This is a genomic window from Rhizobium sp. AP16, assembly GCF_000281735.1.
Classification (GTDB): Bacteria; Pseudomonadota; Alphaproteobacteria; order Rhizobiales; family Rhizobiaceae; genus Rhizobium; species Rhizobium rhizogenes.
The window spans coordinates 1-14,994 of record NZ_AJVM01000086.1 but is presented as its reverse complement, the minus strand read 5'-3'; the positions used below and the strand labels follow the sequence as shown (position 1 = coordinate 14,994).

Here is a 14,994-nt window from a genome sequence, read left to right as displayed (position 1 = left end):
ATTTATTCCAACAATCGGACGTGCGCAACCAAATCTCGTTCAAGCTTGATGCCGAAAGTCATATTTCCGCAACCGCCGAGCGTGGAGACTTCCGGCCTGACGGGTGCTACGCCGTAATCCTGGCGAGGAAAGCCAGCATCGCGCCATTGAACTGCGCCGGGCGCTGCAACGGCGCGAAATGGCTGACACCGGGCAGCAGGATCAGCTCCGCGCCGGGAATACTGCGGGCGAGATGGTCGGCATGCTCGCGCTTGATGAATTCGTCATGCTCGCTGTGCACGATCGTGACAGGCACGTCGATCTCGGCAAGGTGAGCGACCGAGTAATTCGGCTCCGTCCGCTGCATCAGGCCGACGGCCTCGACGAAGGCGTCGAACTGATCCGGCGCCGCAGACAGGGCGGCGTAATCCTTGACGTGCCGGGAAAAGCAGCGCTCGACGATCGGCGTGAGCACGAATTCCTTGGCGCCGCTGGGGTCCATGTTGCAGGCGAAAAACAAGACGCCGGCGATGCGCGCGGGATGGGTTCTGGCGAGGATCAGGCCGGTGCATGCCCCGTCGCTCCACCCGACGATGGCGGCTTTTTCGATGTTGAGCCTGTCCATCACCGCCAGCACATCGGAGGCCATCAGTTCGTACTTGTATGGTCGCGGATCGCGCGTGCTGCGGCCATGGCCTCGGCTGTCGATGATTACCGCCTGATAGCCGGCCTCGATCAGCGCCGGCACCTGATGGCCCCAGTTGCCGCCGTTTCCGAGGCCACCATGCAGCAGGATGACCGGCTGCCCCTCCCCATAGGCCGCATACCAGATGCGGATACCGTCATGCTCGACATGGCCGTGGATATCCGTGGCGGGCAGGGGGGCGGCACCATCGGCCGCGAATATTTCGAGATCGTCGTCCTTGAATTCCATGCTCATCTCCCCCCCATGCGATGACGTCTTCTCGGCGGTAGCATAACCGAAATCCAGGCCGGGTCATCTATCCAGCCAAGCCGGCCGGGCAGCTCGTCACGGCGTTACAAACCGCCGCAGTGCATCCGCCAATTCGCTTGTTCCACGACGGATCTCGCCGGCATCACGCTCAGCATCTATTCGACCGGCATTATGCGCCTCGTAGAGTTCGGTCACCAACCGGGCATAGCTCTCGGAAAGGCCGCCGCGGGTCAGGATAGCTTCCCATTGCGACCGTGGCAGTTCCCGGGCGACGACGGGACGGGCAACCAGGGAGGTGATGACGGCCGCGACATCGTGTGGCGTATATCGCCGTGGACCTTCGGCATGGACAATCCTTAGGCTCATGTCTTTCTCTTCAAGAAGCAGGTCGGCGGCAATCGCGCCGACGTCGAAGGCGGAGACGGTTGGGAACAGTTTCGTCAGCGGATGATGAAAGCTATGCAGCTGGCCGGTCTCGACCGCTACTCGCGTCACCCGCGCCCAATTTTCCATGTGCTCCGCCGACCGCAGGAAGATAGTGCGTGAGCGCAGCTTTCGCAGGCGAGCTTCCAAGGCGTTGAAGAGCAGTGTGATGCCGGTGCCCGACCTCACTTCGGCACCATAATCGGAGATGGCAAGCACCAATTCCGGATTTGCCTTGTCCAGAGCCTCGCCCATCGTCTCGATCAGCCGCAGCATCTCGGCGCGTGCATCAATCGCCCTGACATCGATAGGGCAGATGACCTGGACAGCGCGGGCGCCGTCGATCGCATCGCTCAAAGCGCCGACATCGGCCATATCAGCCACGGCGACTTCGCAGCCCAGATCGACAAACTCCTGAGCCCTTGAGCGATCGCGCAGGATTGCCCGGACCGGCGCACCTCTCTCTCGCAAGGCGGCAATTGTCGTGCGGCCGATTTTCCCGGTAGCGCCCAGAATAGCGAACATGATGTTTCCTCCTGTGTGTCATCCCAAGAGGCTTATTCGTCCGTGCCACTTCCTTCGCGCATGTTCGGATGACGAATTGCGGGATCGGATGAAAATCGAAATTACTGGCGCGTGCGGGCGATCATGCCGGGCGTGATGCCGAGAATACGCCGCATCCAGTGCGCCATATGGCTCTGGTGAGCGAAGCCGGTTTCCAGCGCTACCTGGCTCAGTGGCATGTCTTCGGACAGAAGCATCAGCCTGGCGCGCTCAACCCGGCGTGTCAGCACGTATTGGTGCATGGGCATGTCGAATGTGGCCCGAAATAACGGCTTCAGATGGGATAGGCTGAGCCCGGAGACCGCAGCCAGGTCGGCAAGCGACAGGGATTGATCGATATGGTCTTCGATGAAGTCCACGAGACGACGCCTTTGCAGGGCGCTGAGCGACCTCACCGTTGCGGTTTTCTCCCCTCCCGACTGGTCCCCGTTTTCCACCAGGCGGATCGCAAGCGCCAAGGCAAGCGTCTCGCCATAGAGCCTGTCGGAAGGTACGCTTGCCTCGAGTTCCGTCTTGATCGCCCAAGCGATCGACTCGATCCGGGCGTCGCGAAGCTGAAACTTCGGAGCGAGGGAAACCGTTTCCGGATTGCGTCCCATTGCCGTGGCCGCAGTGCTGAGGAGTTCGGGACCGATCCCCAATCGCAAAATGGTGCAATCGGCATCGTCCTCCCACCATCCCTCCAATCCGGCAGGCACGACGTCGATGTCGCCATGTTTCTGGACACGGCGAGAGTGCCGGCCATCGCACTGGCAATGCGCGTTCACGGCACGTCCGAAATGAACGCCGAGCCGGTGCGATGACAAACCGGGAACATAGGTGCGCCCGGCGCGGATATGCAGGAGTTCCGCATTTAAACCAGCCCAGCCAAGATGCCTGCTTGAAAGGAGGATGCTTGCCGCACCGTTCTTTGAGAGATTGGGATTGCCGAATTGATCCATGAGTTCGCCCTTTCATAGAGGACGTCGTTGATTTGCGCCGATCATACACCTTTGTCGATCGGGTTCGAGATCGGGCGACGGAAGTCCGTCCGGATGACTTTAGCCTCTCAGGAAATCGGAGGGGCTGGCGGCAGTGGCGTCTCGATCAGAAAAGCTTGCGATAAACAACGAATCCGGAGCGCTCGGCCACCTGGTCGTAAAGCTTCATCGCCGTGAGGTTGGTTTCATGCGTCTGCCAATAGACGCGGGCAGCGCCAGCCTCGCCCGCCCGCTCGTAGACTTCGCCTATCAGAGCCTTGCCCACGCCTTTTCCCCGTGCGGCCTCGAGCGTGAACAGGTCCTGCAGGTAGCAGCTCGGTTCGATCGCGGTGGTGCTGCGATGGAAAAGGTAATGCGTGAGGCCGACAAGCTGCCCCTCGCTTTCGGCGACAAGAGCATGCATCGGCTCGTAAGCGTCGAAGAAGCGTGCCCAGGTCATCTGCGTGATCTCGGGCGCAAGGGCAGTCGCGCCCGAGCGACCGTAAAACGCGTTGTAGCCTTCCCATAGGAGAAGCCACTGATCGAAGTCTTTGCGGGCGACGGGGCGGATCATGGGTAGATTGGACATTCCTGCGCCTTGTCGTTTTGAACGGAGCAATGGACACCCGACTATCGATACATAGCCGGATGTTGGCAAGAGAAGCGCGTCGTCATAAGCCTTGCCGAAGTGCGGCAAGCACGTCGATAGCCTTGGCAATATCCGCCGATTGGAACTTGGCGGCAAGTGCTCCGATCCAGTCGCGACGAAGCTGGTCGGCCGCCTCATAGGTGTCGCTGCCCTTGCCGGTCAGGACGACGAGCTGCGCTTTCTTGTGGTGCGGGTTGTCTCGGAATTCCACCAGGCCGTCGCGGACGAGTTCGTTGACGATGCGCTGTACGCCTTGACGGGCAACGCCGGCCTCCTTGGCGATCTGCGCGACCGTGCGTCCATTCCTTGGTCGGGCAATGGCGCCGAGCACCTGCCAGCGCGCGCTCGTCAGGCCAATCGGCCCGACGATCTCGTCGCCCCTTGCGAGAAGCCGTCCATTCAGGCGGAAGACTTCGAGGATCAGGCGGCCAAGTTCGTCTGCATCTGCGGGCATGGGTCGCTTTCTCTGATTGCGGAAATCAATATTGACAATATGTTGTCATTAATCGATGGTGAGATCAATGTGAAATTGAACCTTGGAGTGAGAGGCATGAAGACGGAGTCTATTTTTCGCGTGGATAAGTTTGTGGTGCCGGCGCAATCGCGCGATGCTTTCATGGCCCGGCTACAGGTTACGCATAAAACACTGGGGGCCGCGGATGGGTGCGTGCAGAACCTTGTCCTCGAACAGGTGTCCGGAGCCGGGGAATTCAATTTCGTCACCATTGTCGAGTGGCGCGACACCGCCGCCTATGAAAATGCCAGGCAGGCCGCGCAGCAAAGGCAGAAGGAGAACGGCTTCGATCCGCAGAGCTACTTCCGAGAACTGGGCATCAAGGCCGATCTTGGGAACTACACGCCGATGTCGGAAGGGTTTTCCTCAGCCCTCTAAACCCCTTCAACGAGGGCCGTCGAATGGGCCAGTGTTTTTGCTTCGACAGCAGTCCGGGAATGAGGAGGGCAGTGTTCTACTGCATGCCGTGCGACGCCAGATGCTCGAAAAGATCCCGTGCAGGCGCCGTCAATTCCTCGCGCGCGCGGATGCAGACCGACAGCCGGCGCGTCGCCCAATCATCGGCAAGGCGGATGGCCGTGATTTTGGTGGATCTGCCGCAGCGTCGCGCCGCTGTCTCGGGTACGATGCCGAGACCGACGCCGTCTGCCGCCATCTGGCAGATGGCCTCGAAGGTGCGCAGACGCACCCGTATCTTCAGCTTGACGCCTATTCTCGCTGCCTGGGCGTCGATGTGATCCTGCAGCGCGCCGCCTGAGAGCCCGACGAAATGGTGGTGCAGGATATCGGCAAAGGCGATGCGCTTCTTCTCCGCCAGCGCGTGATCGCGGGGCATGACCACCACCAGTCGGTCGATGGCGAAGGGGCGCAGCTCCAGGCCGCTGGTGTCGACCGCATCCGAGAGAATGCCGATCTCCGCCAGCCCGGCCGCGATGGCCTTGGCGATCTCGATGCTCTGCCGCTCCTTCAGCTCGATATCGATCCGCGGATGGGCCGCCATCCAGGGCGCGAGCCGTTCGGGCAGGAATTCGGTGATCGTGGCGGTGTTGGCCGCCAGCCGGAGGGTGGCGCGCAGGCCGCTGGCATGTTCGCCGAGTTCGCCATGCATCTGCGCCATCTGCCGCTGGATCAGGCGGGCGTGATGCGCCAGCGCCTCGCCGGCCGGCGTCGGCCAGACGCCACGACGGCCGCGCTCGAGCAGCCTGACCTCGCCGGTCGCCTCCATGTCACGCAGGCGCTCGCTGGCGGCGGCCAGGGAAAGCCCGACATCCGCTGCCCCATGGGTGATGCTGCCGGCATCCACCACGGCAAGGAAAAGACGAAGATCGGTCAAGTCGAAGCGCATGATGGTCAGCATAGCCGAGATCCAGCCTTCGGAACAGCCGAAGCCTGGCTGCGGATCATCCGCATTGTGCCCGTCGCCAGATCCCCTATGTCAGCGGCATGATGGACCATTCGCTATTGCTCGTCGTCGCGATCGCCGCGACCTTCTTTGCCGCCGGCATCGTCAAGGGCGTCACCGGCATGGGGCTGCCGACGGTCGCCATGGGCGTGCTCGGCGCGCTGATCTCGCCGCTTGCCGCCGCCGGCTTGCTGATTGCCCCATCCTTCGTGACCAATGTCTGGCAGCTCTTCGCCGGCCCGAAATTCGGGCCGCTCCTGCGCAGGCTGTGGCCGATGATGCTGGCGATTGTCGTCGGCACTGTGGTGGGTTCATCGCTGCTGACCAGCGGCGACACTATGCTGACGACGGCAGCACTTGGCGCTGCGTTGGTGATCTATGCCGCCTATACGCTCGTCGCCCGCCAGCTCCGCGTGCCGGCGCGGCTGGAGCTGTGGCTGTCGCCTCTTGTCGGTGCAGCGACCGGCATTGTCACGGGCGGCACCGGCGTCTTCGTCATCCCGGCCGTGCCCTATCTGCAGGCGCTGGGTCTCGAAAAGGACGATCTGGTGCAGGCGCTCGGCCTGTCCTTCACCGTCTCCACCATGGCGCTCGCGGCCGGGCTTGCTTGGCGCGGCGCTTTCCAGCTCGACAATCTCGCCATGTCGGCGCTGGCGATCCTGCCGGCGCTTGCCGGCATGTGGGCCGGGCAGCTTATTCGCAACCGGGTCAGCCCGGCCACATTTAGGCTATGGTTCCTGATCTGCCTCCTTCTTCTTGGTGCCGAAATGCTCGCAAGGCCGTTTCTCTAAACGCGGTATCGGCCAACATTATGAGAGAGCCTGGGTCGCGTTTGCCGGCATGACCCGCAAGGTCAAGCCCCAGAAGATGAGGGCGAGGGCGCTGATGCCGGCGCCGAGCAGGCAGACGCCGAGCCAGCCGGCATGGGCATAGGCAAGCGTTGACATGGACGAGCCCAGCGCGCTGCCGATGGAATAGAAGACCATATAGCCCGCCGTCAGCCGGCTCTGGGCGTCGGGCCGCACGCGGTAAATCATCGCCTGGTTGGTCACATGCACGGCCTGAAGGCCGAAGTCGATGACGACAACGCCGATGACCAGCCAGAGGATTGAATGCGGCAGCAGGGAGATCGGCCCCCAGGCGAGCAGCATCAGCGCCAGCGAAATACCGGTGGTGCGCTGGCCCAATCCCCGATCCGTCCATCGCCCGGCCCTGGTCGCACCCAGCGCTCCGGCCACGCCGGCAAGCCCGAACAGGCCGATTGCCGTGTGTGACAGCGAGAAGGGCGGCGCGCTCAGCGGCAGCACAAGCGGCGTCAGCAGCGTCGTGATATTGGCGAAGATCAGCATGCAGATGATGCCGCGGATCAGCAGCGCCGGTTCGGAGACGAGCAGCCCGAATAGCGAGCCGATCAGGCGCGGATAGGACATCGACGCCGGGCGCGCTTCCTGCCGGGGCAGGGCCTTCCAGAGCAGCGCGACGATGACGAGCGTCGCTGCCGCCGAAGCGAGATAGACCGTTCGCCAGCCCGAGAGATCGGTGAGCGTGCCGGCGACAGTGCGGGCAAGCAGAATGCCGAGGACGATCCCGCTGGTGACGACCCCGACGATATGGCCGCGCTCGGCCGGTGGGGCAAGGCTCGCGGCATAGGCGACGAAGGCTTGTGTTACCACCGCCAGCAGCCCCATGACCGCCATCGCCACGAGCAGCATGTTTCCGCTGGACGCGAAGCCGATGGCGATGAGTGCGGCGACGGAGAGCAGCGATTGTGCGATCACCAGCCGGCGTCGGTTGATAAGATCGCCGATCGGAACCAGTAGGATTAGCCCCAGTCCATAGCCGACCTGGGTTGCCCCGACGATCAGCCCGGCATGGGCGCGTGACAGGCCGAGATCGTCGGCCATCACGTCGAGCATCGGATGCGCGAAATAGGCATTGGCCACCGCCAGCCCGCTCGCCGCCGCGAAGAGCAGCATGATCGTGCGCGACAGCGGCGTTGTTTGGCGCGGCTCGCCGTGACTGGGCGCCCTATGCTCCTTCTTGTTGGAGACTATCTTCGTCTTGGCAAAATCGGCGTCCAGGGCCACATCATCATCGGATCGCATCGCAGCTCCTCCATTGATTCGGTTTTATAATGAAACCGTTTGATCAATAGTGGATTGGTTTTATAATGCAACTGCTATCTATCGAAGGAAGACGCATGGTCGGGCGAAAGAGCCTTAGCGGAAATTACTGCCCGAGCGCGCGATCGCTGGATGTGATCGGCGATTGGTGGTCGCTGCTTATCGTCCGCGACGCCTTCGATGGGCTGACGCGTTTCGGCGAATTCCAGAAAAGCCTTGGTATTGCCAAGAATATCCTGGCCCAGCGGCTGCGTACGCTGGTCGAGCGCGGCATTCTCGCATCGGTTCCAGCTCCCAACGGCGGCGCGCATCAGGAATATCATCTGACCGATATGGGCCGCGATCTCTTCCCGGTCATGGTGGCGCTGCGGCAATGGGGAGAGCGCTATCTGTTCGAGCCGGGCGAGCCGCACTCGAAGCTGGTCGATCGCGACACCGGCCGGCCCATCCGCCTCGACGTCCGAACGGATGACGGCAGTGCTATCACCGCCGACAAGGCGCTCATCCTCAAGGTGCCCGTCACGGACGAGGATTGACCGGTCAATCCGCCAGCCGGCCTCGCATCCTCTATGCCGACTCTTCCGTCAGCTTACGCCGGCAAAGCTTCCCGACAGTGTCAGGTCGGGAAAATAGCCCTCCGGCTTGTATCCGATCGTCTTTCCGCCAGTGAGGCCCCCCTGGATTTCCGAACCGAAGAAGGAATAGGGGAATGTCTGGGGCAGGGCGCTCACCTCGTCCAGGCGGCGGCGCAGTTCGAGCGGGATCTCGAACTCCACGGCTGCGAGATTGTGCTTGAGCTGGTCCAGCCTGGTGGCGCCAAGGATGACCGAGGCGACGCCGGGCTGCGTCATGACCCAGTTCACGGCCACCTGCGCCATGCTGCGGCCAAGCTCGACTGACACTTTTTCAAGCTCGGCGACGATCGCCCAGTTCCGCTCGGTGAATTTCTGGAAGCCGGGATTGCTCGTACCGCGCATGGTCTCAAGCCGTCCATTGACCTGCTCCCTGGAATCGGACCGGTATTTTCCGCTCAGGAAGCCGCTTGCCAGCGGGCTCCAGACCATGATGCCGGCGCCATAGCGGGTGCCGAAGGGGATGAATTCCTGCTCGATATTGCGCTCTGCCAGAGAGTATTCCATTTGCAATGCCGAGACCGGCTCATATCCCCGGTGTTCGGCCACTGCCTGCGCGCGGCTGGCATACCAGGCCGGCACGTCGGAAAGGCCGACATGCCGAACTTTACCGGAGCGGACGAGATCGTCGAGCGTACGCATGACTTCCTCTGGTGGCGTCAGCCGGTCCCAGCAATGCAGCAAATAGAGGTCGATATGGTCGGTGTTCAGCCGCTTCAGCGAGCCTTCGACCGCGCGCAAAATGTTCTTGCGGCCATTGCCTGCAGTGTTCGGATTGTTGCCGGCGATATTCATGCTGAACTTGGTCGCGATCACGGCCTCGTCACGCAGGCCACGCTCGGCGATGAATTCGCCCAGCCAGGCTTCCGATGTCCCGCCGGTATAGGCGTCGGCCGTGTCGAAGAAATTGCCCCCGGCCTCGACATAGGCGTCGAACACGGCGCGTGCTGTGTCCTTGTCGGCGCCCCAGCCCCATTCCGTGCCGAAGGTCATGGTGCCGAGCGCAAGCTGCGGCACCTTCAGGCCGCTATTGCCGAGTGTGTAATAGGTCATGCCCATGGGTTTGATCCTCGCTCATAGATCCTGTGCGTTTGGCAGGTTCTCCTGCGTCGCGGTTCGCCGGCGTAGGATGCGCAAAAGGCATCTATTCGATAAGATCGTTTATTCCGCATGTAGTGTGCGATATGGTGCATGAATGGATCGCGACCTGCTTGCCCATCTGCCGGTTATCGTTGCCGTGGCGCGACGCGGTGGCTTTGCCGCCGCTGCCGCCGAACTCGGCATGAGCCCGTCGGCGGTCAGCCATGCCGTACGGCTGGTGGAGGAGCGGCTGGGACAGCCGCTGTTTGCACGCACGACCCGCAGCGTTGCGCTGACGGATGCGGGCAAGAGTCTGGTCGGGACGCTGGCCCCGGCCCTGCAGGATATTCGCGAGCGAATGGAGCGTATCCGCTCGGTCAAGGGCCGGCCCAGCGGCCTGCTCCGGATCAATGCCGCGAGGATATCCCTGCCGCTTGCCGTAACCCCGATCGTCGCCGCGATGGCGGAGCGCTATCCCGATGTCGAGGTCGAAATATTCTCCGATGAGCGTCTGACCGATATCGTCTCCGAAGGCTTCGACGCCGGCATCCGCATCGGCGAGATGATCGCGCAGGACATGGTGGCGGTGCGGCTGACGCCGCCGTTCCGCTCCATTGTGGTTGCCTCGCCCAGCTATATCGGCAGCCACGGTCGCCCGATGAATCTCACGGATCTTTCGCAGCACAATTGCATCGGTTACCGGCTCATTCGCTCCGGCGGGCTCTACCAGTGGGACCTAGTACAGGACGGCCGGGATGTCGCCGTGGCGGTACGAGGTTCGGCGATCGTCACGGAATCGCACTCGGCCATCGAACTGGCGCTTGCCGGGGTCGGCCTCGCCTATGTGTTCGAACCTCTGGTAAAGGCCGATATTGCCGCGGGCAGGCTCATTCAGGTGCTGGATCCCTACGCCGTTACCGAAGACGGCCTCTTCCTCTATTTCCCGCGCCGCGCCGAACTGGCGCCGAAGCTCAGGGCTTTCATCGCTACCGCGCGGAGCGTCGGCCATTCGGCCGCGCCGTTGTCCTGACGAACTCCCTTGCCCGGCCGGAATGGGAGCGAGTTGTCCCATGAGGACCGGACGAAGTCGCCAATCGCGATTACCAGGCGCAGAGCGACCGTGACGTCGGCGTCAAGCGCGCTACCTCGATTTCACGCCAGCACAGGCTGTCCATGCGCGGGTAGATCTCGTCCGTCCAATCGGCGTTCTGACGCAGACGCTCCCGGTATCGCGCCACGCCAGCCTCGTCCTCGTGGCATTCGAACCAAACGAAAACAGTCTCTCCCTCGCGAACCGGGAGCCTCCGAAAACCGTTCGGGCTTTGCTCCGTGACAAATGCGGCATCAACCCGCGCGCCGGCGTCTTGGATGATCGGGAGTACGCGATCGAAAAAGAACCTCGCGAAATCACCCTCTGTCGCGGGTGCCAACGAGCAGGTATTCGCAATGACGATACCCCTCGTTTCGGGCCGCTCCGTCTCCTGCTTTCTCTGTAAATTGCGCGCGAAGGGTTGCATTGCGCCCGCCGATTTCAGGAGCAGCACGTTGTCCGAGTTGAGCATCGTGGCGTTTGCGTCCGGCCCGTGCTTTTTCCAGATCGGTCCTGAATAAAAGGATTGGAGCGCCTCCGTCCGCGCTTCCATGTCCCGGAAAGAGCGTACCCAGACGAAAGCATTGTGATCCCCAAGGTCGCGAAACTCGGCCTCGACACGCATGCCCAGCTCTTCCTGCGGTTCAACGAATTCCCTGTCGAACAGACTGATCAATGGCTCCCGGCCTCCGGGAAGCAGCCGATAGCGGCGAAGTTCAAATACGGTGTGGGATTCCATGCTTCCTCCTAACAGGTCAATCATCCTGTTTAAAAAGAGGATGATTGACCTGTTTTGTCAAGATGCTATTCTCTTGAAAAATTCGCAGGAGTTGCATGATCGGAAACAGAAGAACCAATGACCCTGAGGGTGTACGTCGTCGGATCGTCGATACGGCCTATGACGCCTTCATCAAGCAGGGTTACATCGCAACCGGGATGCTGGAGATCCGTGAAAAGGCTTCGGTATCCGGTGGTGCGATGGCGCATCATTTCCCGGCAAAGCGCGAGCTAGGGTTGGCGGTTATCCGCGATCGGGTGAGCCATGCTGTGCAGCAGACGTGGATTGAGCCGTTGGACACATGTGTTGACGCACCAGCTGCCGTCGATCTGATTTTCGAGGGCATCATCGGCGAACTGACGTACAAGGGCTCGGTTTCCGGCTGTCCGCTCAACAACATGGCGATGGACGTCTCCCCCCATGATCCTGAAATGCGTGTTGCCCTCGGCGATATTTTCGCTGCCTGGCACGAGGCACTGTCGGCAAAATTTCAAGCGGACCTGACGTCGGGACGCGCGAGCGACATCCGCCCAAGCAGTCTTGCGACGCTGGTAATCGCCGTCTATTCCGGCGCCATGGCGATGGCAAAAGCACGTCAGGATGTCGGTGCGCTCATCGAATCCAGGGCGGAGTTGACAGCGCTTCTGGCACTGAAATATCGCGCAGCAACTCCGGCTAGCTGATATTCGATTTTCAGTTCAGGGAAATCCCGGCACGGATTAATCCGTCAGCTTTTCACATGCTTCGGCGAGCCAGTCAGGCAATAGGGACGTTATCGCGCAATCGATAGAGATGGCGGACAAGGTGGGATTCGAACCCACGGTACGCTTTCACGCACACACGCGTTCCAGGCGTGCGCCTTAAACCACTCGGCCACCTGTCCATCTGCACTTTCGCATCCGATGAAGGAGCTATTGTGGGAACGGCGCGATATATACCGATGAATTTTCTGGGATCAACCCAAATCTGACAGTTTTTTGACTTCTGAGCAGAAAACTATGCGCTTCTCCTCCATTGCGCTTGTCTCATTCCCAACTTATCTAAAGAGAAAGACGGAAAAAGAATGCAACCGGCCAAGCGTATATGGCCGAGTATCATTGAGTATCGGGAGGAGTTCATGCGTTTCCTGCTGCGTTTTGCCAGCCTCGTCGCGCTCGTGGTTGCGGTGGTTGCCGGGACCATTGATTCCATCCAGTCGGTCGCAGCCTCTGCTGTGGTCATGACGCCGATGGGGGATGCCTGGAAGGATGTGAGCCCGTCCTCACTCGCGAGCGTCCAGTCGCTGATCTCCTATTATATTCATCCGCGCCTCTACGACATGGCCATGCAATGGCTGCTGTTCCAGCCGGCTTTCGCGGTCTTCCTGGTGCTCTCGCTGCTATTGTGGATGGTTGCCTACAAGAAGCCGCCGGTTGCGGGCCGTTTCAGCGTCTGAGGCCGGTCGTTCCTCCTCGGTATTATGCTTTGAAAACCGGTCCGGCTATGCAATTTGGCGACGTCCGGAGGCGCGTCGGCGCGGGTGTTATCGCCTTCCATCGCCGCTTGGTTGGCTAATAAAATCGCAGTTCGAGAGCGGAATTGTCCAAAAAACAGCCCCTTTGAGCGGGCTTTTGGCAATTCCCACAAATCTTTACCAACTGAAAAATTTCTGGTGAATTTTTCGTGCAGCCATGCAAGGATGCGCGCCAGCTTGGCCTCGGGGGAGGCCGGCGGTTCCGCAGACATGTCCGGTCAACGGGCTTGCGGGAGGACCCAACAAGATAGAAACAACAGGGCTGCAACTCATGAAAAAATCCCTTTTGACGCTTTTCGCCTTGGCTGCCATGTCGGCAACGGCGCTTGCGGCCGACATCAAGCCGGCGATCGTCTACGGCACCGGCGGCAAGTTCGACAAGTCCTTCAACGAAGCGGCCTATAACGGCGCCGAAAAGTTCAAGAAGGAAACCGGCATCGCCTATCGCGACTTCGAGCCGACCGGCGACACCCAGGGCGAACAGGCGCTGCGCAACTTCGCCAGCAAGGGTTTCAACCCGGTGATTGCCGTTTCCTTCGCCTGGACCTCCGCTCTCCAGAAGGTTGCAGCTGAATATCCGAAGACCGAATTCGTTCTGATCGACGACAGCCTCGATCTGCCGAACGTTCGTTCGGTCAAGTTCAAGGAAAATGAGGGCTCGTATCTCGCCGGCGTCATGGCCGCTCTGTCTTCGAAGTCGGGCAAGATCGGTTTCGTCGGCGGCATGGACATTCCGCTGATCCGCAAGTTCGAATGCGGTTACGAACTGGGCGCCCGCGCCGCCAATCCGAAGATCGAAGTCTTCCAGAACATGGCCGGCACGACCGGTGCTGCCTGGAACGACCCGGTTCGCGGCGGCGAGCTCACCAAGAACCAGATCGACCAGGGCGCGGACGTAATCTACGCGGCTGCCGGCGCCACCGGCCTCGGCGTGCTGCAGACGGCTGCCGACAACAAGAAGCTTTCCGTCGGCGTCGACTCGAACCAGAACTACCTGCATCCGGGTTCGGTTCTGACCTCCGTCGTCAAGCGTGTCGATCTCGCGGTCTACAATGCCTTCACCGACGCCAAGGCCGGCAAGTTCACGCCCGGCACGCAGGAACTCGGCCTCAAGGAAGAGGGCGTTGGCGTAGCCCTGGACGACAACAACAAGCCGCTCATCACCCCGGAAATCAAGTCTGCCGTCGACAAGGCGACCGCCGACATCATTGCCGGCACGATCAAGGTGCATGACTACACGACCGATAACGCCTGCCCGAAGAGCTGATATGAAATTAGGGCGTATGACGGCATCAAAACGTCATACGCCCTTTTCTTATCCGGAATTCTGATTTCTGGAGCCGTGTAGTGAGCCAATTGCCTGCCATCGAACTTGTGGGCATCGACAAGAAGTTCGGTGCCGTCCATGCCAATAAAGACATCAACCTGACCGTTTCCAAGGGTTCGATCCACGGGATCATCGGAGAGAACGGTGCCGGGAAGTCGACTCTGATGTCGATCATCTACGGCTTCTATCAGGCCGACAGCGGCGAGATCCGCATCAACGGCAATCCCATCGCCATCCGTGACAGCCAGACGGCCATCGCCGCCGGCATCGGCATGGTGCACCAGCATTTCATGCTGGTCGATAATTTTTCCGTGCTGGAAAACGTCATGCTTGGTGCCGAAGGCGGAGCCCTTCTGGCCAAGGGCGTTGCTGCGGCCCGCGCCGAGCTCGGCAGGCTGGAGACGGACTACGGCCTGGACGTCGATCCCGACGCCTTGATCGAAGAGCTTCCCGTCGGCCAGCAGCAGCGCGTCGAGATCCTGAAGGCCATGTATCGCGGCGCCGAGATCCTCATCCTCGATGAGCCGACCGGCGTGTTGACGCCCGCCGAAGCCGATAACCTGTTCCGCATCCTGCGCGTGCTCCGCGACCAGGGCAAGACGATCCTTCTCATTACCCATAAGCTGCGCGAGATCATGGCGATCACCGATACGGTGTCGGTCATGCGCCGCGGTGAAATGGTCGCCACCCGCAAGACCGCTGAAACCACCGTCGAAGAGTTGGCCGAGCTGATGGTTGGTCGCCGCGTGCTGCTGCGCGTCGAAAAAGGCACCGCCCATCCGGGTGACGTCCTGCTCTCCGTGCGCAATCTGACCGTCAAGGACGGCCGCGGCGTCACCATGGTCGACAATGTCTCCTTCGATGTGCGCGCCGGCGAGATCGTCGGCATCGCCGGCGTCGCCGGCAACGGCCAGTCCGAGCTGCTGGAGGCGATCGCCGGCATCCGCAAGCCGGCCTCGGGCGAGATCTGTCTGCACGGCAAGCCGATCGGCAGGGCCGACCCGGC

17 protein-coding genes and 1 tRNA gene are annotated in these 14,994 nt (G+C 61.3%); 8 read left to right on the top strand and 10 right to left on the bottom strand.

What is annotated here, in order from left to right:
- Nucleotides 1–106: 106 nt before the first annotated feature.
- The 5 genes from PMI03_RS29325 to PMI03_RS29305 form a co-directional block, all read right to left on the bottom strand.
- Entirely contained in the window at nt 107–913 is an 807-nt protein-coding gene (locus tag PMI03_RS29325; protein WP_007702926.1) for an alpha/beta fold hydrolase, read from the bottom strand.
- Nucleotides 914–1,009: 96 nt separating this feature from the next.
- Nucleotides 1,010–1,882 (bottom strand): NAD(P)H-binding protein, encoded by an 873-nt coding sequence (locus PMI03_RS29320; protein ID WP_007702923.1) that lies wholly within the window; start codon nt 1,880–1,882, stop codon nt 1,010–1,012.
- Between the two features lie 101 nt (nt 1,883–1,983).
- On the bottom strand, nt 1,984–2,862 hold the full coding sequence (locus PMI03_RS29315; protein WP_007702920.1) for a helix-turn-helix domain-containing protein: 879 nt from the start codon (nt 2,860–2,862) through the stop codon (nt 1,984–1,986).
- A 145-nt stretch (nt 2,863–3,007) separates the two neighbouring features.
- Nucleotides 3,008–3,469, bottom strand: coding sequence for a GNAT family N-acetyltransferase (locus tag PMI03_RS29310; protein ID WP_007702916.1), 462 nt, complete (start codon nt 3,467–3,469; stop codon nt 3,008–3,010).
- An 82-nt stretch (nt 3,470–3,551) separates the two neighbouring features.
- Nucleotides 3,552–3,983, bottom strand: coding sequence for a MarR family winged helix-turn-helix transcriptional regulator (locus PMI03_RS29305; protein WP_007702915.1), 432 nt, complete (start codon nt 3,981–3,983; stop codon nt 3,552–3,554).
- A 96-nt stretch (nt 3,984–4,079) separates the two neighbouring features.
- Between PMI03_RS29305 and PMI03_RS29300 the strand changes: the two genes are divergently transcribed.
- Entirely contained in the window at nt 4,080–4,421 is a 342-nt protein-coding gene (locus PMI03_RS29300) for an antibiotic biosynthesis monooxygenase (protein WP_007702914.1), read from the top strand.
- A gap of 76 nt (nt 4,422–4,497) precedes the next feature.
- On the opposite strand, the gene PMI03_RS29295 is transcribed toward PMI03_RS29300, so the two are convergent.
- Nucleotides 4,498–5,388, bottom strand: coding sequence for a LysR family transcriptional regulator (locus tag PMI03_RS29295; RefSeq protein ID WP_039974903.1), 891 nt, complete (start codon nt 5,386–5,388; stop codon nt 4,498–4,500).
- Nucleotides 5,389–5,486: 98 nt separating this feature from the next.
- Between PMI03_RS29295 and PMI03_RS29290 the strand changes: the two genes are divergently transcribed.
- Nucleotides 5,487–6,236, top strand: a complete 750-nt coding sequence (locus PMI03_RS29290; RefSeq protein ID WP_007702912.1) for a sulfite exporter TauE/SafE family protein — start codon at nt 5,487–5,489, stop codon at nt 6,234–6,236.
- 18 nt (nt 6,237–6,254) lie between these two features.
- On the opposite strand, the gene PMI03_RS29285 is transcribed toward PMI03_RS29290, so the two are convergent.
- Nucleotides 6,255–7,550: an MFS transporter gene (locus PMI03_RS29285; protein WP_007702911.1), complete on the bottom strand. Its 1,296-nt coding sequence runs from the start codon at nt 7,548–7,550 to the stop codon at nt 6,255–6,257.
- Nucleotides 7,551–7,645: 95 nt separating this feature from the next.
- Between PMI03_RS29285 and PMI03_RS29280 the strand changes: the two genes are divergently transcribed.
- A complete protein-coding gene (locus PMI03_RS29280) occupies nt 7,646–8,104 on the top strand; it encodes a helix-turn-helix domain-containing protein (RefSeq protein ID WP_007702910.1) in 459 nt (152 codons plus the stop codon).
- A gap of 48 nt (nt 8,105–8,152) precedes the next feature.
- On the opposite strand, the gene PMI03_RS29275 is transcribed toward PMI03_RS29280, so the two are convergent.
- Nucleotides 8,153–9,259, bottom strand: a complete 1,107-nt coding sequence (locus PMI03_RS29275) for an aldo/keto reductase (protein WP_007702909.1) — start codon at nt 9,257–9,259, stop codon at nt 8,153–8,155.
- Nucleotides 9,260–9,395: 136 nt separating this feature from the next.
- Between PMI03_RS29275 and PMI03_RS29270 the strand changes: the two genes are divergently transcribed.
- Nucleotides 9,396–10,310 (top strand): LysR family transcriptional regulator, encoded by a 915-nt coding sequence (locus PMI03_RS29270; RefSeq protein ID WP_007702906.1) that lies wholly within the window; start codon nt 9,396–9,398, stop codon nt 10,308–10,310.
- 70 nt (nt 10,311–10,380) lie between these two features.
- Here PMI03_RS29270 and PMI03_RS29265 read toward each other — a convergent pair whose 3' ends face one another.
- Entirely contained in the window at nt 10,381–11,109 is a 729-nt protein-coding gene (locus PMI03_RS29265) for an NIPSNAP family protein (protein WP_007702903.1), read from the bottom strand.
- Nucleotides 11,110–11,204: 95 nt separating this feature from the next.
- On the opposite strand from PMI03_RS29265, the gene PMI03_RS29260 reads away from it, so the two are divergent.
- Entirely contained in the window at nt 11,205–11,831 is a 627-nt protein-coding gene (locus PMI03_RS29260) for a TetR/AcrR family transcriptional regulator (RefSeq protein ID WP_007702900.1), read from the top strand.
- Nucleotides 11,832–11,941: 110 nt separating this feature from the next.
- Here the strand turns inward: PMI03_RS29260 and PMI03_RS29255 are convergent.
- Nucleotides 11,942–12,031, bottom strand: a tRNA-Ser gene (locus PMI03_RS29255).
- 234 nt (nt 12,032–12,265) lie between these two features.
- On the opposite strand from PMI03_RS29255, the gene PMI03_RS29250 reads away from it, so the two are divergent.
- From PMI03_RS29250 to PMI03_RS29240, 3 genes are all read left to right on the top strand, one after another.
- Nucleotides 12,266–12,583: a hypothetical protein gene (locus PMI03_RS29250; RefSeq protein WP_007702897.1), complete on the top strand. Its 318-nt coding sequence runs from the start codon at nt 12,266–12,268 to the stop codon at nt 12,581–12,583.
- 349 nt (nt 12,584–12,932) lie between these two features.
- The gene (locus PMI03_RS29245; RefSeq protein ID WP_007702895.1) at nt 12,933–13,928 is read left to right on the top strand and encodes a BMP family protein; all 996 of its coding nucleotides are present in this window, start codon (nt 12,933–12,935) and stop codon (nt 13,926–13,928) included.
- A gap of 80 nt (nt 13,929–14,008) precedes the next feature.
- The coding region (locus PMI03_RS29240; RefSeq protein WP_007702893.1) for an ABC transporter ATP-binding protein at nt 14,009–14,994 on the top strand (986 nt) is incomplete at its 3' end.

Coding starts and splice junctions, on each gene's coding strand:
- PMI03_RS29265 (WP_007702903.1), bottom strand. CDS start 11,109: ATGGAATCCCACACCGTATTTGAACTTCGCCGCTATCGGCTGCTTCCC.
- PMI03_RS29315 (WP_007702920.1), bottom strand. CDS start 2,862: ATGGATCAATTCGGCAATCCCAATCTCTCAAAGAACGGTGCGGCAAGC.
- PMI03_RS29250 (WP_007702897.1), top strand. CDS start 12,266: ATGCGTTTCCTGCTGCGTTTTGCCAGCCTCGTCGCGCTCGTGGTTGCG.
- PMI03_RS29270 (WP_007702906.1), top strand. CDS start 9,396: ATGGATCGCGACCTGCTTGCCCATCTGCCGGTTATCGTTGCCGTGGCG.
- PMI03_RS29290 (WP_007702912.1), top strand. CDS start 5,487: ATGATGGACCATTCGCTATTGCTCGTCGTCGCGATCGCCGCGACCTTC.
- PMI03_RS29300 (WP_007702914.1), top strand. CDS start 4,080: ATGAAGACGGAGTCTATTTTTCGCGTGGATAAGTTTGTGGTGCCGGCG.
- PMI03_RS29325 (WP_007702926.1), bottom strand. CDS start 913: ATGGAATTCAAGGACGACGATCTCGAAATATTCGCGGCCGATGGTGCC.
- PMI03_RS29310 (WP_007702916.1), bottom strand. CDS start 3,469: ATGTCCAATCTACCCATGATCCGCCCCGTCGCCCGCAAAGACTTCGAT.
- PMI03_RS29275 (WP_007702909.1), bottom strand. CDS start 9,259: ATGGGCATGACCTATTACACACTCGGCAATAGCGGCCTGAAGGTGCCG.
- PMI03_RS29295 (WP_039974903.1), bottom strand. CDS start 5,388: ATGCGCTTCGACTTGACCGATCTTCGTCTTTTCCTTGCCGTGGTGGAT.
- PMI03_RS29285 (WP_007702911.1), bottom strand. CDS start 7,550: ATGCGATCCGATGATGATGTGGCCCTGGACGCCGATTTTGCCAAGACG.
- PMI03_RS29305 (WP_007702915.1), bottom strand. CDS start 3,983: ATGCCCGCAGATGCAGACGAACTTGGCCGCCTGATCCTCGAAGTCTTC.
- PMI03_RS29245 (WP_007702895.1), top strand. CDS start 12,933: ATGAAAAAATCCCTTTTGACGCTTTTCGCCTTGGCTGCCATGTCGGCA.
- PMI03_RS29260 (WP_007702900.1), top strand. CDS start 11,205: ATGATCGGAAACAGAAGAACCAATGACCCTGAGGGTGTACGTCGTCGG.
- PMI03_RS29280 (WP_007702910.1), top strand. CDS start 7,646: ATGGTCGGGCGAAAGAGCCTTAGCGGAAATTACTGCCCGAGCGCGCGA.
- PMI03_RS29320 (WP_007702923.1), bottom strand. CDS start 1,882: ATGTTCGCTATTCTGGGCGCTACCGGGAAAATCGGCCGCACGACAATT.